The 22,991-nt window shown below is 63.2% G+C and carries 24 protein-coding genes; 11 read left to right on the forward strand and 13 right to left on the reverse strand.

Features of this window, described 5'->3' with window-relative positions; genetic code table 11:
• Nucleotides 1-89: 89 nt before the first annotated feature.
• From LG281_RS07105 to LG281_RS07115, 3 genes are read right to left on the reverse strand one after another with little or no spacing between them, the layout of a single operon-like run.
• Nucleotides 90-818 carry an ABC transporter ATP-binding protein gene (locus LG281_RS07105; RefSeq protein ID WP_404405754.1) on the reverse strand — a complete coding sequence of 243 codons (729 nt, stop codon included), beginning with the start codon at nucleotides 816-818 and terminating at the stop codon, nucleotides 90-92.
• On the reverse strand, nucleotides 811-1,569 hold the full coding sequence (locus LG281_RS07110) for an ABC transporter ATP-binding protein (protein WP_404405756.1): 759 nt from the start codon (nucleotides 1,567-1,569) through the stop codon (nucleotides 811-813). Before LG281_RS07110 ends, LG281_RS07105 begins: the two co-directional genes overlap by 8 nt.
• Nucleotides 1,566-2,354 (reverse strand): 3-hydroxybutyrate dehydrogenase, encoded by a 789-nt coding sequence (locus LG281_RS07115; RefSeq protein WP_404405758.1) that lies wholly within the window; start codon nucleotides 2,352-2,354, stop codon nucleotides 1,566-1,568. The genes LG281_RS07110 and LG281_RS07115 overlap by 4 nt, the downstream gene beginning before the upstream one ends.
• A gap of 450 nt (nucleotides 2,355-2,804) precedes the next feature.
• Between LG281_RS07115 and LG281_RS07120 the strand changes: the two genes are divergently transcribed.
• From LG281_RS07120 to LG281_RS07130, 3 genes are read left to right on the forward strand one after another with little or no spacing between them, the layout of a single operon-like run.
• On the forward strand, nucleotides 2,805-3,980 hold the full coding sequence (locus LG281_RS07120) for an acetyl-CoA C-acetyltransferase (protein WP_404405760.1): 1,176 nt from the start codon (nucleotides 2,805-2,807) through the stop codon (nucleotides 3,978-3,980).
• 10 nt (nucleotides 3,981-3,990) lie between these two features.
• Nucleotides 3,991-5,928: an acetoacetate--CoA ligase gene (locus LG281_RS07125; RefSeq protein WP_404405762.1), complete on the forward strand. Its 1,938-nt coding sequence runs from the start codon at nucleotides 3,991-3,993 to the stop codon at nucleotides 5,926-5,928.
• 38 nt (nucleotides 5,929-5,966) lie between these two features.
• The gene (locus LG281_RS07130) at nucleotides 5,967-7,373 is read left to right on the forward strand and encodes a sigma-54 interaction domain-containing protein (protein ID WP_404405764.1); all 1,407 of its coding nucleotides are present in this window, start codon (nucleotides 5,967-5,969) and stop codon (nucleotides 7,371-7,373) included.
• 6 nt (nucleotides 7,374-7,379) lie between these two features.
• Here LG281_RS07130 and LG281_RS07135 read toward each other — a convergent pair whose 3' ends face one another.
• The 3 genes from LG281_RS07135 to LG281_RS07145 are packed head-to-tail and all read right to left on the reverse strand — an operon-like array spanning nucleotide 7,380 to nucleotide 10,535.
• Complete coding sequence (locus tag LG281_RS07135) at nucleotides 7,380-8,378, reverse strand: 4-hydroxyproline epimerase (protein WP_404405766.1); 999 nt, start codon at nucleotides 8,376-8,378, stop codon at nucleotides 7,380-7,382.
• A gap of 1 nt (nucleotide 8,379) precedes the next feature.
• On the reverse strand, nucleotides 8,380-9,621 hold the full coding sequence (locus LG281_RS07140; RefSeq protein WP_404405768.1) for an NAD(P)/FAD-dependent oxidoreductase: 1,242 nt from the start codon (nucleotides 9,619-9,621) through the stop codon (nucleotides 8,380-8,382).
• Nucleotides 9,622-9,638: 17 nt separating this feature from the next.
• Nucleotides 9,639-10,535 (reverse strand): dihydrodipicolinate synthase family protein, encoded by an 897-nt coding sequence (locus tag LG281_RS07145; RefSeq protein ID WP_404405770.1) that lies wholly within the window; start codon nucleotides 10,533-10,535, stop codon nucleotides 9,639-9,641.
• Nucleotides 10,536-10,695: 160 nt separating this feature from the next.
• Between LG281_RS07145 and LG281_RS07150 the strand changes: the two genes are divergently transcribed.
• A complete protein-coding gene (locus LG281_RS07150) occupies nucleotides 10,696-11,409 on the forward strand; it encodes a GntR family transcriptional regulator (RefSeq protein ID WP_404405772.1) in 714 nt (237 codons plus the stop codon).
• Nucleotides 11,410-12,026: 617 nt separating this feature from the next.
• Here LG281_RS07150 and LG281_RS07155 read toward each other — a convergent pair.
• The 3 genes from LG281_RS07155 to LG281_RS07165 all read right to left on the reverse strand — a co-directional run bounded on the left by LG281_RS07155 (nucleotide 12,027) and on the right by LG281_RS07165 (nucleotide 13,642).
• Nucleotides 12,027-12,236 (reverse strand): hypothetical protein, encoded by a 210-nt coding sequence (locus LG281_RS07155; RefSeq protein ID WP_404405774.1) that lies wholly within the window; start codon nucleotides 12,234-12,236, stop codon nucleotides 12,027-12,029.
• 54 nt (nucleotides 12,237-12,290) lie between these two features.
• Complete coding sequence (locus LG281_RS07160; RefSeq protein WP_404405776.1) at nucleotides 12,291-12,497, reverse strand: cold-shock protein; 207 nt, start codon at nucleotides 12,495-12,497, stop codon at nucleotides 12,291-12,293.
• Nucleotides 12,498-12,691: 194 nt separating this feature from the next.
• Entirely contained in the window at nucleotides 12,692-13,642 is a 951-nt protein-coding gene (locus LG281_RS07165; RefSeq protein WP_404405778.1) for an L-threonylcarbamoyladenylate synthase, read from the reverse strand.
• 65 nt (nucleotides 13,643-13,707) lie between these two features.
• Between LG281_RS07165 and LG281_RS07170 the strand changes: the two genes are divergently transcribed.
• Genes LG281_RS07170 through LG281_RS07190 form a run of 5 tightly spaced genes read left to right on the forward strand, consistent with a single transcriptional unit; the run spans nucleotide 13,708 to nucleotide 16,562 of the window.
• Nucleotides 13,708-14,661, forward strand: a complete 954-nt coding sequence (locus tag LG281_RS07170; RefSeq protein WP_404405780.1) for a histone deacetylase family protein — start codon at nucleotides 13,708-13,710, stop codon at nucleotides 14,659-14,661.
• Nucleotides 14,662-14,673: 12 nt separating this feature from the next.
• On the forward strand, nucleotides 14,674-14,910 hold the full coding sequence (locus LG281_RS07175) for an exodeoxyribonuclease VII small subunit (RefSeq protein WP_404405782.1): 237 nt from the start codon (nucleotides 14,674-14,676) through the stop codon (nucleotides 14,908-14,910).
• 30 nt (nucleotides 14,911-14,940) lie between these two features.
• On the forward strand, nucleotides 14,941-15,528 hold the full coding sequence (locus LG281_RS07180) for an SCO family protein (RefSeq protein WP_404405784.1): 588 nt from the start codon (nucleotides 14,941-14,943) through the stop codon (nucleotides 15,526-15,528).
• On the forward strand, nucleotides 15,525-16,259 hold the full coding sequence (locus LG281_RS07185) for a TlyA family RNA methyltransferase (RefSeq protein ID WP_404405786.1): 735 nt from the start codon (nucleotides 15,525-15,527) through the stop codon (nucleotides 16,257-16,259). The genes LG281_RS07180 and LG281_RS07185 overlap by 4 nt, the downstream gene beginning before the upstream one ends.
• An 18-nt stretch (nucleotides 16,260-16,277) precedes the next feature.
• Nucleotides 16,278-16,562, forward strand: a complete 285-nt coding sequence (locus LG281_RS07190) for a hypothetical protein (RefSeq protein ID WP_404405788.1) — start codon at nucleotides 16,278-16,280, stop codon at nucleotides 16,560-16,562.
• A gap of 5 nt (nucleotides 16,563-16,567) precedes the next feature.
• Here the strand turns inward: LG281_RS07190 and ribB are convergent, their stop codons facing one another.
• Together ribB and aroC are read right to left on the reverse strand one after the other, a co-directional pair.
• Nucleotides 16,568-17,647, reverse strand: a complete 1,080-nt coding sequence (gene ribB, locus LG281_RS07195) for a 3,4-dihydroxy-2-butanone-4-phosphate synthase (protein ID WP_404405790.1) — start codon at nucleotides 17,645-17,647, stop codon at nucleotides 16,568-16,570.
• Between the two features lie 4 nt (nucleotides 17,648-17,651).
• Nucleotides 17,652-18,764: a chorismate synthase gene (aroC, locus tag LG281_RS07200; protein ID WP_404405792.1), complete on the reverse strand. Its 1,113-nt coding sequence runs from the start codon at nucleotides 18,762-18,764 to the stop codon at nucleotides 17,652-17,654.
• Nucleotides 18,765-18,935: 171 nt separating this feature from the next.
• On the opposite strand from aroC, the gene LG281_RS07205 reads away from it, so the two are divergent.
• Nucleotides 18,936-19,913: an aldo/keto reductase gene (locus LG281_RS07205; RefSeq protein ID WP_404405794.1), complete on the forward strand. Its 978-nt coding sequence runs from the start codon at nucleotides 18,936-18,938 to the stop codon at nucleotides 19,911-19,913.
• Here the strand turns inward: LG281_RS07205 and LG281_RS07210 are convergent.
• Nucleotides 19,910-20,539 carry a histidine phosphatase family protein gene (locus LG281_RS07210; RefSeq protein WP_404405796.1) on the reverse strand — a complete coding sequence of 210 codons (630 nt, stop codon included), beginning with the start codon at nucleotides 20,537-20,539 and terminating at the stop codon, nucleotides 19,910-19,912. The two genes, LG281_RS07205 and LG281_RS07210, sit on opposite strands and share 4 nt — an antisense overlap.
• Nucleotides 20,540-20,569: 30 nt before the next feature.
• Entirely contained in the window at nucleotides 20,570-21,367 is a 798-nt protein-coding gene (fabI, locus tag LG281_RS07215) for an enoyl-ACP reductase FabI (RefSeq protein ID WP_404405798.1), read from the reverse strand.
• Nucleotides 21,368-21,533: 166 nt separating this feature from the next.
• On the opposite strand from fabI, the gene LG281_RS07220 reads away from it, so the two are divergent.
• Nucleotides 21,534-22,946 carry an FAD-binding oxidoreductase gene (locus LG281_RS07220; RefSeq protein WP_404405800.1) on the forward strand — a complete coding sequence of 471 codons (1,413 nt, stop codon included), beginning with the start codon at nucleotides 21,534-21,536 and terminating at the stop codon, nucleotides 22,944-22,946.
• Nucleotides 22,947-22,991 lie beyond the last annotated feature (45 nt).

Raw genomic sequence — 22,991 nt, forward strand, 5'->3', positions numbered from 1 at the left:
CGGCTGCCAGGATGGGGGTTGCGATTTTCACGTCTCTATCCTCCCTTGATAAACGTGACGAAGGCGCCTCCGGACGCCTCCCACTGGTTTCACACGCCAAGATAGGCGTGCAGTTTCTCGATATTGTCCTCGAGTTCGGCGTTGGGGATCATGTCGATCACCTTGCCCGTTTCGACGACGTAATGCCGGTCCGCCACCGAAGCGGCGAAATGGAAATTCTGTTCGACCAGAACGATGGTGAAGCCCTCTTCCTTCAACCGTGTGATAGTCCTGCCGATCTGCTGGACGATTACCGGCGCGAGCCCTTCGGTCGGCTCGTCGAGCAGCAGCATTTTCGCGCCCGTGCGCAGAATGCGCCCGATCGCCAGCATCTGCTGTTCGCCGCCCGAAAGCTTGGTTCCCTGGCTCGACAGACGTTCCTTCAAATTGGGGAACATCTCGAAGATCGCCTCGACCGACATGCCGCCCGGCTTCACCCTTGGCGGCAGCAGCAGGTTTTCCTCGACCGAGAGCGAAGAGAAGATCGCCCGCTCCTCCGGGCAGAGCGCAATCCCCGCCTTGGCGATCGCGCGCGAGGGCGCGTTGATCAACTCCCTTCCCTCGAACCGCACCGAGCCGGTGCGCTTTTCGATAATCCCCATGATCGCCTTGAGCGTCGTGGTCTTCCCTGCCCCGTTGCGGCCCAGAAGCGTCACGACCTCGCCCGGCGCGACGTCGAACGCCATGCCGTGCAGCACATGGCTTTCGCCATACCAGGCCTCGAGGTCGGAAACGGAAAGAAGCGGCGCTATGTCGGTGCTCGGCTGCGCGCTAGTCATGGCCCACTCCGATATACGCTTCGATAACGCGCTCGTCGTTCGAGACCGTCGCGTAATCGCCCTCTGCCAGCACCTGGCCGCGCGCCAGAACGGTGATCGTGTCCGATAGATCGGCGACGACCGAAAGGTTGTGTTCGACCATCAGAATGGTCCGGTTCGCCGAAATCCTCTTGATGAGCCCCGAGATGCGCTCGACATCGGCCTGCGCCATACCGGCCATGGGCTCATCGAGCAGCAGCATTTCAGGTTCCAGCGCCAGGGTTGTCGCGATCTCGAGCGCGCGTTTGCGCCCGTACGAAAGCTCGCTGGCGGTGTGATGCGCGAAGTCCGCGAGCCCCACTTCCTCGACCCGGCGCACGGCTTCATCGTTGAACTCGGCCAGAACCTTCTGCGCCCGCCAGAAGTCGAAATTGTGCCCCCGTCGCCGCTGCAGCGCGACACGGACGTTCTCGAGCACGGTGAGTTTGGGAAACACCGCCGAAATCTGAAACGACCGCACCATTCCGAGCCGCGCGATCTCGGATGCGGCCAGCGTCGTGATATCGCGGCCCTTGAAGGTGATCCTCCCGGCGGTCGGTTGCAGGAACTTCGTTAGCAGATTGAAGCACGTGGTCTTGCCCGCGCCATTGGGCCCGATCAGCGCGTGGATCGACCCGCGCCGGACGTTGAGATCGACGTCGTTGACCGCCATGAACCCCGCAAACCGCTTGGTCATGCCCTTGGCCGAGAGGATGAGGTCCGTGTCCGTCATTTGGCTGTCCAACCTCCATCGATCGAGATCGCGGCACCCGTGATCGAGCGCGCGAGATCGCCCGTGAGGTAATACGCCATCTCGGCGACCTCCTCGGGCAGCACGAACGCTTTCGTCGGCTGGGGCGCAAGCATCACCTTGCGCACCACGTCCTCCTCGCTCATCTTGTGCACCCGCGCCTGATCGGCCACCTGCGCAGCGACCAGCGGTGTCCAGACGTAGCCCGGACATATGGCATTTGCCGTAATCCCGGCCTCGGCAACTTCGAGCGCCACAGTCTTGGTGAGCCCGACCACCGCATGCTTGGTCGCGACATAGGCCGATTTATAGGCGGATGCCCGCAGCCCGTGCGCTGAGGCGATGTTGATGATCCGGCCCCAGCCCCTGGCCTTCATCCCCGGCAATGCGGCGCGGATCGTATGGTAGGCGCTGTCGAGGCTGACGGCGATGATCCGATGCCAATCCTCAGACGGAAAGTCCTCAATGGCCGCGACCTTCTGGATACCCGCATTGTTGATCAGCACATCGACGCGTCCGAACCGCTCGAGCACCCGGCCCGCGAGCGCCGCAGCCTGATTGTCATCGGAAAGATCGGCCTTGAAATATTCAGCCTTACCGCCTTCCGCCGCGGTTTCCGCAACCGCCGACGCCGCCTCGGCATCGGCTTCAACGCCGTTGACTGCGACCGTATGACCCGCCGCCGCGAACCGCTTTGCGATCGCTAATCCTATCCCGCTCGTTGCGCCAGTGACCAGCACAACACGATGTTCGACCTTCTCGGACACCGAGGTTCCATCCCTTTGTCTCGTCCGGACCGTTCGTCGGCCCGCCTTGTTACGCATAGGCCTATCAAGGACCGTGCCAGTTTGGCGGACCAGTCCTGGGAGGTCTGGCGCGGTAAGGGTTTGGTCTCCACCACGTTGCATTTCGGATGGGGCGGCGCACCGGCGCCTGTCCGATGTGCCGGACATGTCTGTCCGTCAAACCGGACACCTCGGGCTCGTCTGGGTGGCGACGTACGGGCTAGCGCATCGGACCACAAACCCACCAGCCCCACCGGCGCAAAGGCGTGCGACGATAAGCCGGCGAGACCACTGGCACGGGCATTGCTTCACACCGGAGGCGCTGCAAGCATGCACGATGCACGGTTGCCTCTTTCTGCCCCAGGCCAGAAAGCGGTACGCTATACGCTATCGCCACAACAGGTGCGAACTAGCGCGCCGGGAGGAGAATGAATGACCACAGACGTCCACATCGTCGCGGCCAAACGCACGGCTATCGGCGTTCTCAACGGCGGGTTGGCCTCGCTTCCCGCACACGCGTTGGGCACAATTGCGATAAGAGCTGCACTCGATGCGGCGGGCGTTCGTCCCGACGCGGTTGAGGAAACCATTCTCGGCCAGGTGCTCACCGCCGGGACCGGCCAAAACCCCGCCCGGCAGGCCGCGCGCGGCGCGGGCGTTCCAGACGCCAGCACAGCCTTCGGCGTCAATCAGGTCTGCGGCGCGGGCTTGCGGGCCGTTGCGCTGGGCTATCAGCAAATACTCTGCGGCGACGCGGACGTCATAGTTGCCGGCGGACAGGAATCGATGAGCCAGGCACCACATGTCGCGACACTGCGCGCCGGCAAGAAGCTCGGCGACATCACCCTCATCGACACGGTGATGCGCGACGGGTTGGTGGACGCGTTCTACGGCTATCCCATGGGCGTGACGGCGGAAAACGTCGTCCGCCAATGCGGCATCAGCCGCCAGGCGCAGGACGCCTTCGCGCTCGCATCCCACCAGAAAGCCTCCGCCGCAACGAAAGAAGGCCGCTTCGCTGCCCAGATCGTTCCGGTCACCATCAAGACCCGAAAGGGCGAAACTGTCGTCTCCGAAGACGAACTCATCCGCCACGACTCTACGCTCGAAGGCATGTCTAAGCTCAAACCCTCCTTCGAGGCCGATGGCACCGTCACCGCAGGCAACGCTTCGGGCATTAACGACGGTGCTGCCGCGCTCGTCCTGATGTCGGACGGCGCGCTCAAATCCCACGGCGCAACATCCATGGCGCGCATCGTCTCCTGGGCGACGACCGGACTTGATCCCGCCGTCATGGGTCTCGGCCCCATAGCCGCATCGCGCAAGGCGCTTCAAAAGGCCGGCTGGTCCGCCGACAGCGTCGACCTCTGGGAGGCTAACGAAGCCTTCGCGGCGCAGAGTCTCGCCGTCGTCGATGACCTCGACATCGACCCCGACCGCGTCAACGTCAATGGCGGCGCCATTGCACTGGGGCATCCCATCGGCGCCTCGGGCGCACGGGTTCTGACGACGCTCATTCACGAGATGACCCGCCGCAATGTCAAACGCGGCGTCGCGACGCTCTGCATCGGCGGCGGCATGGGCATCGCCATGTGTGTTGAACGGTAAGGAGGAGACAATGAACGATATCCTCTGGAAACCCACCGACACAGCGGTCCGCGCCACCGCCCTCTGGGGCTTCGCCAACAAAACCCGCCCCCTGCATGGCGCCGCGCCAGAGAACTACGCCGCCCTCCTCGACTGGTCGATCAACGACCCTGACACCTTCTACGGTGCCCTCTGGGACGAACTCGGCATCATCGGCGACAGGGGCGAAGCCGCCTTCATCCCCGGCGAAACCATCCGTGATGCGCAGTTCTACCCCGGCGCCAAACTCAACTACGCCGAAAACCTCCTCCAGCGCCGCGACGACAACCCCGCCATCATCGCCCACCGCGACGACGGCACGCGCCGGGCCATAAGCTGGGGCGGGCTCTATGATGCGGTCTCCCGGCTCGTCCAGGTCCTGCGCGCCGAAGGGGTTGGTCGCGGCGACCGCGTCGCGGCCATCGTCACGCACGATATCGAAGCGATCATCGGTTATCTCGCCACCTCGGCCATCGGGGCAATCTGGGCCTCATGCTCGCCCGACTTCGGTCCCGCCGGCGCGTCGGACCGGCTGTGCCAGATCGACCCCAAGGTGCTGATCGCGGTGCCGGGCTATTCCTACGCCGGCAAGGCCATCGACGTGACGTCGACCATCCGCGCCGTCGCCGAGGGCACCAGCCTCAACCGCATCGTCACTGTCGGTGATGTGCCCCCATCGGTCGCGGACCTACCGGCTGTCTCATGGGACGACGCGCTCGGCGCCCATACCCCGCAAAACATCACCTTTGAGCGCATGGACTTTTCCGCACCGCTCGTCATCCTCTTTTCCTCCGGCACCACGGGCAAGCCCAAATGCATCACCCATTCGGCGGCCGGCCTTCTGATCCAGCACAAGAAGGAACTCGCGCTCCACTGTGACATCCGCGCCAACGAGCGCTTCTTTTATTTCACCACCTGCGGCTGGATGATGTGGAACTGGCAGGTCTCCGGCCTGTCGCTGGGCGCAACGCTCGTCACCTATGACGGCAACCCCTTCTACCCCGAGGCCGGCCGCCTGTTGGACCTCATCGACGCCGAGGACATATCCGTCTTCGGCACCAGCGCAAAATACATCGACGCCTGCGCCAAGGCCGGCCTCAAGCCGGGGCAAAGCCACAAGCTCGAACAGCTCAGGCTCATCCTCTCGACCGGCTCGCCGCTGATCCCCGCAAGCTTCGATTACATCTACAACGACTGGAAAAAGAACGTGCACCTCGCTTCGATCTCGGGCGGCACCGATATCTGTGGATGTTTCCTCGGCGGCAATCCGATGCTTCCGGTGCGGCGCGGGGAGCTCCAATGCGCGCTCCTCGGCATGGACGTCGATACGGTCGATGACGACGGCAATCCGGTCTCCGGTGCCCCGGGCGAACTGATATGCCGCAATCCGCACCTGTCCATGCCTGTCAAATTCTGGGCCGACACGGACGGCAGCCGCTACACCGAAGCGTACTTCTCCCGCTTCCCCGGCGTCTGGGCGCATGGCGACTTCGTCGAAAGGCGCCCCTCGGGCGGCTTCATCATCCATGGCCGCTCCGACACGACCCTCAACCCAGGCGGCGTGCGCATCGGCACGGCGGAGATCTATCGTCAGGTCGAAACGCTCGACGCTATTGAAGAGGCTGTAGCCGTTGGACAGGACATCGACGGTGATCAGCGCGTCATCCTGTTCGTCAAGATGCGCGAAGGCCGCGCGCTCGACGAGGCGATGGAAAAGGAGATCCGCAGCCGCATCCGCGCGGGCGCGAGTCCCAGGCACGTCCCGGCAAGGATCATCGCGGTCCCGGCGATCCCGCGCACCCGCTCGGGCAAGATCTCCGAGATTGCTGTGCGCGATACGATCCATGGGCGCCCGGTCAAAAACACTACCGCGCTCGCCAATCCTGAATGCCTTGCCGCCTATCGCGATCTCCCGCAGTTGCAGGTCTAGCGGGACAGGCGTAGCCTCGGGTCGAGGAGAACCCGCCGATGATCGAAACTATTGGACCGTCTGGCAATACGCCCCCCGCCCTTGTCGCCGCCGCGATGGGGGCCTTCGATATGCTCCGGGAGTATTTCGAAGGCGCGATCATGGTGGACGCGGATGCGCGCATCCTCTGGCTCGACGGGAGATATCGTCGCCTTCTGAAGCTGGCGGAAGATTTCGACCCCGTTGGTCGTCCCGTCGAGGACGTGCTGCCGCATTCCCAACTGCGCCGTGTGGTCAAGACCGGCCGTCCAAGCCTTCTCGACATCATGCAGTTCGATGACCGCCAGTTTGTCGTCTGCCGAATTCCATTAAAAGACGAGGACGGTGTCGTTCAAGGCGCCATAGGCTTCGTCTTCTACGACAATGTCGATTATCTCGCGCCGATCCTCAAAAAGGTCGAATCCCTGCAGCGCCAGCTCACCCGCGCCCAGGCTGCCCTCACCCGCGAGCGGCAGACCAAATATTCGCTCTCGAATTTCGTGGGCACGAGCGAGCTTGTTCAGGAGCTCAAATCCCAGATCCGCCGCTTCGCGCTCCGTGACGGCCCGGCGCTTCTCCTCGGCGAAACCGGCACCGGCAAAGAACTCCTCGCCCACGCCCTGCACCAGGCCTCGGACCGCGCCGAGGGGCCTTTCGTCGCCGTTAACATGGCCGCAATTCCTGAGTCGCTGCTCGAGTCCGAATTCTTCGGCGTTGCGCCCGGCGCCTATACGGGCGCGGAGAAAAAGCAGCGCAAGGGCAAGTTCGAGCTCGCCCATGGCGGCACGCTGTTCCTTGATGAAATCGGCGACATGCCGCTCTCGATCCAGGCCAAATTCCTGCGCGTCCTGCAAGAAGGCGAGATCGAGGCGCTGGGCTCGAATGCTGTCAAGAAAATCGACGTCCGCATCATCGCCGCCACCTCGCAGGACCTTGACGAGCTGATGGCTGAGCGCAAATTCCGCGCCGACCTTTACTACCGCATCGCGGTCCTCACCGTGAACGTCCCGCCCTTGCGCGACCGCCTCGAAGACATCGGCCCCATCTGCGAACGCCTCCTCGACACCATCCCCCGCGCCGAGGATATGGCCGGCTGGAGCCTCGAGCCCGAAGCGATCGCCTTGCTGTGCCAGCACGATTGGCCCGGAAACGTCCGCGAACTCCGCAACACGCTTGAACGCGCCGCCGCCATCGCGCCCACCGAAACCCTTGACGCTGAAATCATCGCGCGCGCCATGCCGCGGCCCTCGCGCCCGGCTTCAACCGAAGCCCCCGAACTCGCCGACGCCCGCGCCCGCGCCGAACGCGAAGCGATGATCGACGCCCTCAAACGCGCCAACGGCCAAAAAGCCGTCGCCGCGCGCCTGCTCGGCGTCTCCCGCAGCCAGTTTTACGAAAAGCTCAAGCGGTACGATTTGAGCAATTGAGGCGGCTCAACGCACCACAAACCCGTGCGCATACGGATCCCTCGGATCAACGAAAATCGTATTGTACCCCGTCATCCGCGCCCATCCGCCGACCGAGGGGATGATCGCGTCGAAATCCCCCACCTTCGCCACCCCCTCGATCCGGCCACGAAACAGCGAGCCGATGATCGACTCGTGGATGAACTCATCCCCCACCGCGAGCTTACCCTTGGCCGCCCACTGCGCCATGCGCGCGGACGTGCCCGTTCCGCAGGGCGAGCGGTCGATGGCCTTGTCGCCGTAAAACACCGCATTGCGCGCCGTCCCGCCCGGCTCGGTCGGCGCGCCAGTCCAAAGAATATGGCTCAGCCCGGAAATCTGCGGCTTTTCGGGATGCACGAACTCGTATTTCGCGTTGAGCGCCGCCCGCAATTGCGGCGACCAGCCGATCAAATCGACCGCGCGGTGATCCGCCATATCGCGGAAAGTCTCCTGAGGGTCGACAATCGCGTAAAAATTCCCCCCGAACGCCACATCCACCCGGACCGCCCCGAGCCCGGGCACTTCGGCACTCAGACCGGTCGCGTAGAGAAACGACGGCACGTTCGTCAGCCGCACCTCTTCGACGAACCGCCCCTCCTGCCGGTATTCGGCCACCACCAGCCCAGCTGGCGTATCGAGACGCAGCACCCCAGGGTCGCGCGGGGTCACCAGCCCGTTTTCGAGCGCCATCGTCACCGTGCCGATGGTGCCGTGCCCGCACATGGGCAGGCACCCCGAGGTTTCGATGAAGAGAATCGCCACATCGCAATCCTCCCGCGTCGGCGGATAAAGGATCGCGCCCGACATCATGTCGTGCCCGCGCGGCTCGAACATCAGCGCGGTCCGGATCCAGTCGAACTGCTCAAGAAAATGCGCGCGCTTTTCGAGCATCGTCGCGCCCTCGAGCCGTGGCCCGCCGCCGGACACCAGCCGCACCGGATTGCCGCACGTATGCCCGTCAATGCACTGGAACGTATGGATCATTCTAGCGCCTGTCCGCCCGGAAGGGCGCCACATCGATGCCCGGCGCCTCGCCGCACACCATTCCTGCGACAAGCTCGCCCGTCCCCGCCGACTGCGTCAATCCCAGATGTCCGTGCCCGAACGCATAGGTGACGCCTTTCACCCCCGGCGCGGGAGAAATCACCGGCAGGCTATCGGGCATAGAGGGCCTGAAGCCCATCCACTGCGTCCCTCCGCCGGTTTTCAACCCCGGCAGGAATCGCGCGGCCTTTTTCAACATCGCCTCGGCACGCCTGAAGTTCGGCGGCAGGTCGAGCCCACCCAGCTCCACCGCGCCGCCCACGCGCACGCCCTCGCCGATGCGCGAGACGACAAACCCGTGCCCGCCGAAGGTCAGATGCGTCTCGAGTGGAAACGCCCCGGCGGGCAGCGTCGTGTTATACCCCCGCTCGGTCTCGAGCGGAACGTCGTGCCCGAGTTGCCGCGTCAGCCGCCGCGACCACGCGCCCGCGCTCACCACCACATGTCCGGCAAGGATCTCGCCATCCCCCGTCTCGATGCTCACCGCGCCATCCCGCGCCGCGATCCCGCGCACCTCGGCGGTCTCCACCGCCCCGCCGCGCTCTTTGAACCGCTCCGCAAGCGTCCGCGTCCAGACCATCGGATCGGTAACGTTGAACCAACCCGGCGTATATCCGGCATGGGTGAACCGCGGTGCGATCCCCTTCTGCACCCGCGCAATCGCCTCGGGCCCTTCGAGGTGCTCGAACGCGATCCCCGCCTCTTCGCGCAACCGCCACCCCGGCAGGCTCGCCTCGAACTCCCGCGCGCCCTCGTAAAGCTGCAATTGCCCTTCGCGCCGGATCAGCTCTTCAAGCCCGTAGTCGGCAATCTGCCGCTCCAGCGCCTCCTGCGATACCCGCATCAGCGCACTCTGCGCCTTAACCGCCGCCGCATACCGGTCCGGCCAGCTCGCCCGCCAGAACCGCAAGAGCCACGGCGCAATCTTGAGCGCGTAGCGCGGCGGAACGCTCAACGGCCCGAGCGGATCGAGGAGCCATTTGGGCGCCTTGCGCATGATCCCCGGCGTCGCCAGCGGAATGATTTCGGAAAACGCGAACGCCCCGGCATTGCCTGCCGAAGCCCCCGCGCCCGGCCCGGTCTTGTCGAGCACGGTCACGTCCCGCCCCCGCGCCTTGAGCGCCAGCGCGACCGAGAGCCCGACCACGCCGGCACCGATCACCACAATGTCACGGGAGACCATCTGTATCTTCCAAACAGCTAGTTATACTTCGAAAGGTCCGGCCTGCACGCGAAGCGTTCGTTCACCAGCGCGTCCACCCGCGCGCGGTGCTCGCCGACGAGCGGCATGCGCGGAGCGCGGACATATTCCTCCGACCCGAACGCGATCTTCTCGGCCAGCTTGATCTGCTGGACGAGGAAGGTCGAGACGTCAAGATCGAGCAGTGGCCGCATCCAGCGGTAGAGCTCCCGCGCCTCTTCGATCCGCCCGGCCTTGGCCAGATCGTAAAGCTTCTGGTTTTCCTCCGGAATCGCAATCGAAACCCCCGACACCCAGCCGTCGCACCCCATCAGAATGGCCTCGAGCCCCAGGTTGTCGACCCCTGTGAACACCTTGAACCGGTCGCCCACGGTGTTGAAAATCTCCGTGCACCGCCGGATATCGTCCGAGCTTTCCTTGATCGCAACCATATGCTCGTCCTCGGCGAGCTCGACCATCATCTCCGGCGTCACGTCGACGCGATAGCTCACCCGGTTCGAATAGATCATGATCGGCAAATTCCCCGCCGCCGCGATGGCCTTGAGGTTCGCGATCGTCTCCTCATAATTGGTGTGATAGATCGGCGAGGGCACCACCATCAGCCCGTCCGCACCGGCTGACGCCGCGCGCCTGGCGAGGTCGCAGGCCTCCCGCGTCCCCGGCTCGGAGACGGTCAGCAGCGCCGGTTTCGCCCCTGTCACCGACTTGGCGATCCGCACCACTTCGAGCCGTTCGTCATGGCTGAGCATATTGCCTTCGCCCAGCGTGCCGCAGGTGATGATCCCCGCGTTTCCCGCCGCGATCTGCAGCGCCATCGATTTCTCGGTCGCCGCCGCATCGAGACTGCCATCCTCTTTGAACTTGGTGGTGATGGCGGGCATCATGCCGGTCCACATGGGCTTGGTCCTTCCTCTCGTGCGCGGATAACCGGGCGCCTTTGGTCACGCCCCGCATCCACTTTATATTTTATTTGTCGACAAGAAGATTGCAGCTTGTCGACCCGCCGGTCAATCCCTAAAAATTCTCCTCGAATGGAACCGCCGGAGCCCACCACCGATGACCCCGCCCAAAAAGCCTAAACCCCCCGCCACCCCTCGCCCGCGCGGCTCGGGCGTGCGCACGGTTTACGAGCAGCTCAAGGCCGAAATCATCGACCTCACCCTGCGCCCCGGTAGCCCCATCGACGAGGCCCAGCTCTCCACCCGCTTCGCCATGTCGCGCACGCCGATCCGCGAGGCGCTGGTGCGGCTGGCGGCGGACGGGCTCGTCGAAACCCTTCCCAACCGCTCGACCATCGTCTCCAACATCGACTTCCTGAATCTTTCGAGCTTTTTCGACGCCCTGACGCTCATGTACCGCGTCACCACGCGGCTCGCCGCCCAAAACCGCACCGAAGCCGAACTCGAAACTATCCGCGCCCGCCAGACCGACTATCTCGAAGCCGTTGCCCAGAAGAACGCCCCCGCCATGATCGCCGCCAACAGCGCCTTCCACGCCGAGATCGCCCGGGCGGGCAAGAACAAGTACTACACTGAGCTATTCTCAAAAGTTCTCGACGAAAACCGCCGCATCCTGCGACTCTATTATTCCTCGTTCAACGACGAGGTGCCCCGGCAATATGTCGAGGAACACGAGGCGATCATCGCGGCGATCGAGCGGCGGGATGTGGAGGCGGCGGACAAGCTGGCGACCCGGCACGCAGATCAGGTGGTCAAGCAGATTCAGTCGTATATTGCGGCGGATCGGCGGGGGTGGGTGGAGTTGGGGTGAACATGATGACGCCCCCACACGAAAGCTACTTTGGGGAACGGCGATGCTCAAGCTTTCAGTAAATTGGCGGAGGGTAGGGAAAGAACCGATAACGGCGCGGATACCTTGTCCCGGGACGAGCCCGGGATGACAATTGGAGTATGGCACCACCTTGCACCATCCCCAATCTGTCACCCCGGCCTTGTGCCGGGGCCAGGTATGCGCGCCGCTCTCGGCTCTTGCACCACACACCGAACGCCTGGCCGCAGCGGTTCCCCCGAGAAACTTATCCCCGCCCCCGAAACCTCGCTTATGATGCTTCTCACGGACCCGCTTTTGATGGGCGCAGGCGCAACGAACGTTTGGGCGGGACCGGTCCGGGTCCGATGGGAGTCGTCCCAGCGGAGGCCCAAACGTCACCGAGGCCAGCCACGGCCGAGCTGTGGTAACCGCCGAAAGGCGGCGGGGATTGGCCCCAGCCCGAGCGGACGCCAAGCCAAAAATCCCGGACGTATGCGGCGAGGCGTGCCTCGCATCTATAATCAGTATGAGGCGCGTCTCGCCGCATACCGTCCACGCTATTTGACATCCGAGGCTTCAAGGCCGTCGGACGAATAGGTGTGTCTCGTTTGGGGATTTTATCCGCGGACGGGCTTTTTGCGTACGCGGCGGACGGGGCCGGCAGCTATGCGGTCTTTTTCGTCCTGCTCTTCTTTTTCGAGCCGGAGGGCCCGCAGGCGGGCGGTTTTGGCGCGGGTTGCCTCTAAAGCCAGTTCCTCCTGGCGGAGCGCCTCGCGCTGGCGGGCTTCCAGTTCCAGTGTTTTGCGCTGCGGACTGACTTTGGGCACTCTTGGGACGCCTCCAAAAAAGAAAAGGCCGCCCGGAGGCGGCCTTTGAAAGCCTTAGGCTTCCTGGATGTTGATCGCTGACGTACGACCGTCGCGACCCTTTTCCAGATCGTAGGTCACCGCCTGGCCTTCGACGAGGGTCGAAAGGCCCGAGCGCTCGACAGCCGAGATATGCACGAATGCATCCTGGCCGCCCTCGTCGGGCTGAATGAAGCCGAAGCCTTTGGTGGTGTTGAAGAATTTGACTTTGCCGGAAACCATGATGGATCCTTTCAGTGGCAGGGTTTCTTGCCGCTTATGCAAGCAAGCCGATCCTCTCTTTAGGATCTAAACGTCTTGCAGATCAGGTATCCAAGTGACCGGCAGAACCGGGAAATCAGGTAGCTAAGAGCATCGAACGTGTGCGCGCACAATATCAGCCACGCGCGAACAAAACAAGATGGGACGTTGTTCGTCTAACCTCGCGGCGCGGCAGCGCGTTCCAGCCGGTCGTTGATCGCCTCGCCCAACCCCGTCATCGGGATCGGCGCCACGGCGATCTTCCCGGCGTCCGAGGCGTCCAGCCGGGCGAGGAAGGAAAAGAGGTTGCGCGCAGCCTCGTGCAGATCGCCCATGGGCGACAGGTTGAGCGCGGCGCGGGCGCCCTCCCCCGTAAAGTCGCCGAAGCCGAGATAAGCTTCATCGGCGTGGGGCGTTTCGGCGTTGAGCCGCAGCCGGGCATCGGGCGCGTAATGGCTCAAAAGCATCCCCGGCGCGGCCACCGCCGCATTATGCCCCGCCACCGGTACCGCGATCCCCAGCGCCGCCTCCACCGCTTCGCGCGGCAGGGCGCCGGCGCGCAATTGCGTGACGGTGCTGCCCTCGACTGCAAGGATCGTCGATTCCAGCCCGCTCTCGCACGCCCCACCGTCGAGCACAGGCACGCGGCCCGCAAACCCCCGCCGCACCGCCTCGGCGGTCGTAGGGGAGAGTTTGCCCGAGGGGTTGGCCGAAGGCGCGGCCACCGGGCGCCCCACCGCAGCGACCAGCTTTCGCGCGGCCTCGTGCCCGGGAATGCGCAGCGCGACAGTGCCGAGCCCGGCGGTGACGAGATCCGATAGTTCCGCATCGGGCGCCAGCGGCAGCACCAGCGTCATCGGTCCGGGCCAGAAGCGTTCGGCAAGCTCCTCGGCGCGCGGGGAGAACACCGCGATCTTGCGCGCCATCTCCATATCGGGGCAGTGGCAGATGAGCGGATTGAAGCGCGGGCGGCCCTTGGTTTCGTAGATCGCGAGCACGGCGTCCGAATTGGTCGCGTCCGCGCCGAGTCCGTAAACGGTCTCCGTGGCAAAAGCGCACAGTGCTCCCGACCGCAGGATCGCGGCGGCCTCTTCAATCGTTTTCGGGTCTTTCTGTGGGGCGCGCATCGACGCTGTTTGACAAGGCAATTGTGTCCCGTCAAGAAGTGGTTCAACGGAGAATGTTCAAACCCATGACGACCCTTCTGGTCAGCCAGACGAATGGTGACAAGCACGTAACGCCAAAAGGCCATGCCGAGCGCCCTGAGCGGCTCGAGGCCATCGCCAACGTGCTCGCCCAGCCGCGCTTCGACCGATTGCAGCGTGAGGATGCGCCCGCGGGCGATCTGGCGCTCGCCGAACTCGTCCATGCGCCATCGGTGCTCAACACGATCCGCAGGATGCGCCCCGCCGAGGGCATCGGGCAGATCGACGCGGACACCTTCGTCTCGGGCAAGAGCCTCGAAGCCGCAGGTACGGCGCTCGGCGGCGGGTTGCGTGCGCTCGAAGCGGTCGTTCTGGGGGAAGCGGACAACGCCTTCGTCGCCGCGCGGCCGCCGGGGCATCACGCCGAACGCGACCGCTCGATGGGCTTTTGCCTCATCAACACCATCGCCATCCTTGCCCGCCAGGCCCAGCGGCTCCACGGCGCAGAGCGTGTCGCCATCGTCGATTTCGACGTGCATCACGGCAATGGCACGCAAGACATTTTCAAGGCCGATCCGACCGTCTTCTACGCCTCCTCGCACCAATGGCCGCTCTATCCGGGTACCGGGCACCCCGACGAAACCGGCGTGGGGAACATCGTCAATTGCCCGTTGCCGGAAGGTTCGGGCGGCGCGGCGATGCGGGAGGTCTATCGTGACCGCATCCTCCCTGCGCTCGATGCGTTTCGGCCCGATATCATCCTCGTTTCGGCAGGGTTCGATGCCGAGCGGCGCGATCCGCTGGCGCAGCTCGAATGGGTGGCGGACGATTACGCATGGCTCACGGGAAAGTTGTTGGACATCGCGGGCAAGCGATGTTCAAACCGGATGGTCTCGATGCTGGAAGGCGGCTACGATCTTGCTGGCCTTGCCTCCGGAGTCGCGGCGCATGTCGGTGTCCTTCTGACCGGTGAAGCCGGACGGGAACATGAAGAAGACTAGAAGGATATCGAAATGACCGAGATTTCGGAACTGAGCTTCGAGGCTGCTCTCGACGAGCTCGAAAAGATCGTCCAGCAGCTCGAAAGCGGCAAGGCCCCCCTGCAGGAGTCGATCGCCATTTACGAGCGCGGCGAGGCGCTCAAGCGCCATTGCGAAACCCTGCTCAAACAGGCCGAGGCTCGCATCGAGAAGATCACGCTCGCGAAAGACGGCACGCCTACGGGCACAGAGCCGCTGGACGGGCAATAAAGCGAGAGACAATTTCCGGGGGAAAAAACAGTGCTCAATAAGGTTCGCATCGCCCTTTGGGCGCTTGTGGCGCTTGCCGCCATTGCTGCAACGGTCATCTATTTCACGCGCCCTATGGACCGCTCGGGTTCGATGTTCGGCGGGCCGTTCGAAATGGTTTCGACCGCAACGGGCGAGACCTTCACGCAAGCGGACCTTCAAGGAACGCCGACGCTAATGTTCTTCGGCTACACCTATTGTCCGGACGTCTGCCCGCTCACGCTGGCTGAAGCCACGGCCTGGAAAGAGCAGCTGGAGCTCGGTGCGGAAGACCTCAACATCATCTTCGTGACCGTCGACCCCGAGCGCGACACGGTCGAAACGGTGCGCACCTATCTCTCCAATTTCGGCGAGGATGTTTTCGGCCTTGTGGGCAACGAAGCACAGACCGAGCAGATCAAGCGCTCCTATGGCGTTTTCTCCGAGAAAGTCGAGCCTGAAGGCTCCAGCGAATATCTCGTCAACCACACCTCGTCGGTCTATATGATCGACGCGGAGGGCGAGTTTTTCGGCACCATCGCGTATGGCGAGGACACCAGCACAGCGATGGACAAGATCCGGCGTCTCACCGGGGCATGAGCGAACGCGAAAGGCTCGACCGCGCGCTCGAGGCCCGCGGCCTCGTTCCTTCGCGTGCGCGGGCTTCCGATGCGATCAAGCGCGGTGTCGTGACGGTCAACGGCATCACCGCACGCAAGGCGGGCCAGCAGGTTGCCCACGACGACGTTATCGCCATATCCGACCCGGTGGGGGGCTATGTTTCCCGCGCCGCCCTCAAGCTCGTTGCGGGACTCGACGGCGCGGGGTTCGATCCCAAGGGCAAGGTCTGCCTTGATCTCGGTGCCTCGACAGGAGGATTCTCGCAGGTTCTCGCACAACGCGGCGCTGAAAAAATCTACGCCGTCGATGTTGGGCATGGGCAATTGCACCCGGACATAGCCGCGCTCCCCAACGTCGTCTCGCTGGAAGGCACCAACGCCCGTGACCTCGACGAGGCGCTCGTCCCCGAACCCATCGACATGCTCGTCTGCGACGTCAGTTTCGTCTCGCTCGCCAAAGTCATCTCACCGCCATCTAAGCTTTGTAAGCTTGGGGCGGAGGCAGTGCTGCTCATCAAGCCACAATTCGAAGTCGGTCGCGACTTCATCGGCAAAGGCGGCATTGTCATCGAGGGGTCACATGTCGACGCTGCGGTTCAGGCGGTGATCGATCATATGGCGCAACTGGGCTGGACACTGGTTATGCGCTTGCCGTCGCCCCTTACGGGCGGGAACGGAAATATGGAGTATATCGCGGCGTTCCGGCTCTAAGATGTGGGAAAATTGCAGATGGCGCGGTTTGTCCTCGTCCCGTTCGCCCTGGTGCTTTTGATCGTCGGCGCCATCGTCGCCCCGACCCCAATCCCCTTTGGCGTCCCGATGATGGCGCTTGCACTCTTCATCCTGATTGGAACATCCAAAACCGCGCTGCGCCTCGTCCGCCGCGCCCGCCGGCGCTGGGACTGGCTCGACGATGCGCTTACCGTGCTTGAGCAAAAGTCGAAGGGCGCGGTCGCGCGCACCTTCAAACGTTCGCGGCCAACGCGGCTCAAGCGCAAGCACAAAATCTGCTGAGCCGTTTATTCGGCGATGGTGATCCCGAACGCTTCGAGCCCGATATAACGTCGCGAGCGTGACGCCATGGGCTTGATCGAAGAAATCCCCAGGTCGCGCAAAATCTGCGCGCCCAAACCGACCTCGCGCCATTCGGCCTCGCGATCCTTGGCCGAGCGGTGCGTTTCGCTCTCGTCTGCACCGCCGTCATGGGCCACGCCAGCAGTTCCCTCGCGCAGATAGACCAGAACACCACTTGTTTGGGCAAGGTTTTCGAGAGTTGTATTAAGCTTGGACGCTCCGCCGAAAACGTCCGAGACGATATCCTCGCGCTGCAGGCGAACCGGAATGTTTTCGCCGCGCGAGATATCGCCGAAGACGATGGCAAGGTGCTGCACGCGGTCGTACGGAGTCGTATAGGCGTAGGCGATGGCTTTACCCGCGCCCGTTTGGATATCGAAAGTCCCTGCCCGCTCGATCAGTTTTTCGCGGCGTTGGCGGTAGGCGATGAGGTCAGCCACCGACACGAGCGGCAGGTCGTGTGCCTTGGCGAATTCCGACACCTGCTCGCCGCGCGTCACGGTGCCGTCGTCATTGACCAGTTCACAGATGACGCCGACGTCGGGAAGCTCCGCGAGCTTGCACAAATCCACCGCCGCCTCGGTATGACCCGAGCGCATCAGTACGCCGCCGCGCCGGGCGATCAGAGGAAAAATGTGCCCCGGACGCGAGAAATCTTCTGCGCCCACATTGCCGTTCGCAAGCGCGCGAACGGTTGCTGTGCGATCGTCTGCCGAAATTCCCGTCGTCGTGCCGTGCTTGAAATCGATCGAAACCGTAAACGCTGTCGAATGCGCAGAATCGTTAACCGCCACCATCGGGTCGAGATGGAGCTTTGCGGCCCGCTCGCTGCTGATCGGCGCGCAGACGATCCCCGAAGTGTGCCGCACGATAAAGGCCATCTGCTCAGACGTGATCATGGACGCAGCGACGACGATGTCGCCTTCGCCCTCGCGGTCATGGTCGTCGATGACGACAACCATGCCGCCACGCTTCATCGCCTCGAGCGCGACTTCAACCCGTGCGTCAGATTCGCTTTTCGCCATCGTCCTACTCCCTAAAACCGATGCCGCCGTCACGGCCGGTCTGCCCGCGATGCCTCAAATAATGATCGGCGAGAACAATCGCCATCATGGCTTCGCCTATGGGCACAGCACGAATCCCCACGCATGGATCGTGGCGCCCCTTGGTCACGATATCGACATCCTCATTGGCGGTCGTCACCGTCTCGCGCGGTGTCAGGATCGAACTCGTCGGCTTGACCGCAAAACGCGCGATGAGGGGATCACCATTGGAAATCCCACCCAGAATGCCGCCGGCCTTGTTGGACAGGAATTTCGGCATCGGCTTGTCGGAACGCATCTCGTCGGCATTCTCCTCGCCGGTCAGCGCCGCAGTCTCGAAGCCCGCGCCGATTTCGACCGCCTTCACCGCATTGATGCTCATCATTGCCGAAGCGATGTCCTGATCGAGCTTGCCGTAGACCGGTGCGCCCCAGCCTGCCGGAACGCCCTCTGCAACTACCTCGATAACAGCTCCCACGGATGAGCCTTTTTTGCGAATGCCGTCGAGATATTCGGCCCAGAATTCAGCCGCCTTGGGATCGGCGCAAAAGAAGGGATTGTTGTCGACTTCGTCCCAATCGAAGTTGGCGTAATCGATCTTGTGCGGCCCGATCTGGACGAGCGAAGCCCTGATCCTGACCTCCGGGATAACGAGCTTCGCCACCGCGCCCGCTGCAACGCGCGCAGCCGTCTCGCGCGCGGAGGATCGTCCGCCACCGCGATAGTCGCGGATGCCGTATTTCTGGAAATAGGTATAGTCCGCGTGCCCTGGCCGAAACTTGTCACGGATATCGGAATAGTCCTTGGAGCGCTGATCGGTGTTTTCGATCATCAGCGAGATCGGCGTGCCGGTCGTGCGCAAGCCGTCGGTCCGCTCGTCCTCGAAAACGCCCGAAAGGATCTTCACCATGTCCGCTTCGCGGCGCTGGGTCGTATAACGCGACTGTCCGGGCTTGCGGCGGTCGAGATCTCGCTGGATCACCTCGGCGCTGATTGGCAGGCCCGGCGGGCAGCCGTCGACGACGACGCCTAGCGCGGGCCCGTGGCTCTCGCCCCAGGTGGTAATGCGGAATAGCTGACCGAACGAATTGAAGCTCATTGGCACCCCGAAAGTGAGTTGGCGCCTTTCTAACGGAATGCTCGGCAAAGGGAAATGCGCTTTTCGGAGGGCGGTGTTTCAGCTTTGAAAATCGCTTTGCATCGCTGTCCGTAGCCGCCAGGCAGATCAAGGTCGCACAGTATGGGCGAATGGACACAATGGAGGACTGCCATGCAACGCAATGATTTTGGAAATCTCGGCAAGGTCAGCCGCCTTACCCTTGGCGGGGGCGGTATTGGCCAGGTGTGGGGAGAAACGACCCGTGAAGAAGGCATTGCTACGATCAAGATGGCGATCGACGAGGGCATAGACGTTCTTGACGCCGCGCCCGGCTATAACGTCTGCGAAGCACTGATCGGCGAGGCGTTCAACGGGCAACTGCCAGAGCACGTCAAGGTGACGACGAAATACGGGTTCGCCGCAGCGCCGGGCGAGGAGGCTTATGCTCGATTCCGCGCCTCTCTCGAAGACAGCCTCAAGGCCATGCGGCTCGATCGCGTCGACCTTCTGTTCCTTCATAACGAAATCCGACCGGATGACGGCGTGGCACCGGACGGCCATTCGCATTTCACGCGCTGGTCGGTCTATCGCGACCATGTCATTCCCGCCTTCGAGCGGTTGATGGATGACGGCCTGATCGGCGGCTGGGGCCTTACGGGCGTTGCAAAGACGCCTCAGATTCTCGATGCGCTCGGCACCGTACCGGCACCCCATGCGGTGCAAGCCGTCGCGAACCTGCTCGACAGCCCTGGCGGGCTCGTTGTCGAGGACGAACAACCGCGCCAGCGTGAGATCATCGCCATGGCGCAACGCAATGGCATCGGCGTCATGGGTATCCGAGCCGTCCAGGCCGGCGCGCTGACACGAAGCTTCGACCGGGACGTCCCCGAAGGTAATCGCGATCTGCCCGACTACCGCAAAGCCGCACCGTTCCGCGCACTTTGCGCCGAATGGAGCGAAGACCCGGCGGTCATCGCGCACCGCTACGCTCTGGGTATCGAGGGAGTGGATACGCTTGTGCTCGGCGTCAAGAATCGCGCCGAGTTGAAAGACGCGCTCGACGCTGAAGCGGCCGGACCGCTTGATCGGGAACAGATGCAGGCGATTGAGGATTTGGGTCTGCGGCCCAAGGTCAATCGGGCTGCTTAGTCGTCCCACGTCTTTTCGGCGGCGTGCAGCGTCATGCTGCCGCCGACGAAATGCGCGATCACGCCTTGGGGCGGCGCCCAGTTGAGAACGTCCTTACGCTCCGCGCCTTCGACGATATGGCGCAGAACGCGCAGGATGCCTCCATGGGCGACAATGACGCAATGGTGCGTCAACTCCTCGGCGAACGCGACGAGCCTGTGCGCAACGTCATCGTAATTCTCGCCGTTCTCTGGCCGGAAGTGCCAATAGTCCGCATCCCGGTCGCCCGGCGCGAGGGCAAGCTCCCGATTGATTTCGTCGTGTAGCCGGCCTTCGAGATTGCCGAAGGAAATCTCGACGAGTCGCTGGTCGTAGTGTACCTCGGGCAACCGCACGTCGAAGGCCGCGCGCATGCGCTCCATCGTCTCCCGCGCGCGACCGAGCGGCGAGGCATACCAGTTGAGACTTGCCGGGTCGGTGCCGGCCTCCTCGAGCAGGAAACGCAAGAGAACGCCATTCGCGTCGGCCTGCTTGCGGCCCGTCGCGTTGAGCGGGATGTCCCGGCTCCCCTGGTAGCGGCGTTCTTTGTTCCAGTCGGTCTGGCCGTGGCGCGCGAAATAGAAGTCGGGCCAAGAAACGGCAGTCATGGCAGTCGATCTTTTCAAACAGGCGGGCGGTTATTCGCCCTCATTCTCATCGAGCGTTCTCATGCCGATGACATTGTAACCGGAATCCACGTAGTGAACTTCGCCCGTCACGCCGTTGGAAAGCGGCGAAAGCAGATAGAGCGAGGAATTGCCCACCTCGTCGATGGTGACGTTGCGGCGTAGCGGCGCGTTCTCCTCGTTCCACTTGAGCATCTCGCGCAGACCCGCAATGCCGGACGCGGCAAGCGTCTTGATCGGGCCTGCGGAAATCGCGTTCACGCGGATGCCGTTGGGGCCCATATCGGCAGCGAGGTAGCGCACGGACGCTTCGAGCGCGGCCTTGGCGACGCCCATGACGTTATAGTGCGGCAGGACTTTTTCGGCGCCGTAGTAAGTGAGAGTCAGGATCGAGGAGCCCGGTTCCATCAGCGGCTCGGCGCGCTTGGCGAGTGCGGTCAGCGAATAGACCGAGATGTTCATCGTCAGCGCGAAATTGCCGGGCGTCGTGTCGATATAGCGCCCATCGAGTTCTTCCTTGTTGGAAAAGCCGATGGCATGGACAAGGAAGTCGAGCTTACCCCATTTGGACTTCAAGACATTGAACACGGCATCCATCGCGTCCGCATCGGTCACGTCGCATGGCAGCACGAGGTCGGATCCGAATTCCTCGGCGATCGGCAGCACACGGCGGTGCAGCGCCTCACCCTGGTAAGTGAAGGCCAGTTCCGCCCCCTGTGCGTGCAGCGCCTTGGCGATGCCGTATGCAATCGAGCGGTTGTTGGCGACGCCCATAATGAGCCCGCGCTTGCCTTCCATCAAACCAGCCATGTTTTTCTCCGCAAAATGACCTTTGCAGGGGTTTTGGCACAGCGCAGAGCGACGGGCAAGGTGGATCGCGGACGCGTTTTGCGATACCCCCGACGGCATAGCCGGGACGCCGCAAGTTGTGGCATAACAAGTTCCGAAAGAAGACGGCGGACCTACAAGATACTCTATGACACTTTCCCAGGACCAGATCATCTACGCGCTCACTGAGCTTTTGGGTGCTGACAGCGTGATATCGGCGCCCTCGGAGATGGCAGGGTATCTCACAGAGCCCCGGCGTCGTTTCACCACGCCGGCACGCGCGGTCGCCCTGCCCCGCACGGTTGCCGAGGTACAGCACGTGATGGCGTGGGCGCATGAAACCAACGTCCGCATCATTCCGCAGGCAGGCAACACCGGGCTTGTAGGCGGCCAAGTGCCGCTGTTCGGCGATGAGGTGATCGTCTCAATTTCCAGGCTGAAGGGCGTACGCAACGTCGATCCGGCAGCGGGGCACATGACGCTCAATGCCGGGACAACACTCGAGGAAGCACGCGAGATCGCAGAAGACGCAGGACTCCTGTTCCCACTCCACATCGCATCGCAGGGGTCCGCGCGAATCGGAGGTGTACTGGGAACGAATGCCGGCGGTGTGCAAGTTCTCTCCTATGGAAATGCGCGCGAACTGTGCATGGGCGTTGAGGCAGTCCTTGCCGACGGCACGCTTTATCAGGGCCTCAACGCCCTCAAGAAGGACAATACAGGCTACGACCTCAAAGACCTGTTCGTCGGCTCCGAAGGCACGCTTGGGATCATCACAGCGGCAACGCTCAAGCTTTTCCCCAAGCCTGCGGACTACGAGACGGCGTTCCTCAACGTCGCCTCACCCGATGCGGCGCTCAAACTGTTCGGACAATTACGCGCGCGGGCAGGCAATACGCTGACGGCGTTCGAATTGATGCCGCGCATTGGGATCGACTTCCAGCTCAAGCACAGCATGCTTGAGCACGACGTGGCCACTGAGCCCTCGCCTTGGCACGTTCTGGTGGAGATTTCGGTACCCGAGGGACGCGCGCCAGGTGCGCTGATGGCGGCGCTCGAGCCGGCATTCGAATCCGGGCTGGTCAGCAACGGCGCGATTGCCGAATCGCTGGCGCAACGCGAGGCGATGTGGCGGGCGCGCGAGCAGATGTCGGAAGTTCAGTCGCGCGAAGGCGCGTCGATCAAGCACGACGTCTCGGTGCCCATCACTGCGGTGCCTGCATTGATCGAACGTGGTTCGAAGGCTGTTGCCGGGATTGTCGAGGGCATCCGCCCGGTGCCCTTCGGACATCTGGGTGATGGCAACATCCACTTCAATTTCAGCCAGCCCGAGGACGCCGATCCCACGGCCTTCATGGCCGGCGCCGAGCCGGTGCACGCGGCTGTTTATGCCATTGTACGAGAGCTTGGCGGTTCGGTTTCGGCCGAACACGGGATCGGGCAGCTCAAGACCGGGCTCCTGGCCGAGGTCAAAGACCCTGTCGCAATGGCGATGATGCGCTCAATCAAATCCGCGCTCGATCCCAAGGGGATTTTGAACCCCGGCAAGGTGCTGGGCTAGCAATCTGTGCCCAACCGCCTACATTGACCGAACCACAAGACATCT

This window comes from Pelagibacterium halotolerans (assembly GCF_044811015.1).
GTDB lineage: Bacteria > Pseudomonadota > Alphaproteobacteria > Rhizobiales > Devosiaceae > Pelagibacterium > Pelagibacterium halotolerans_A.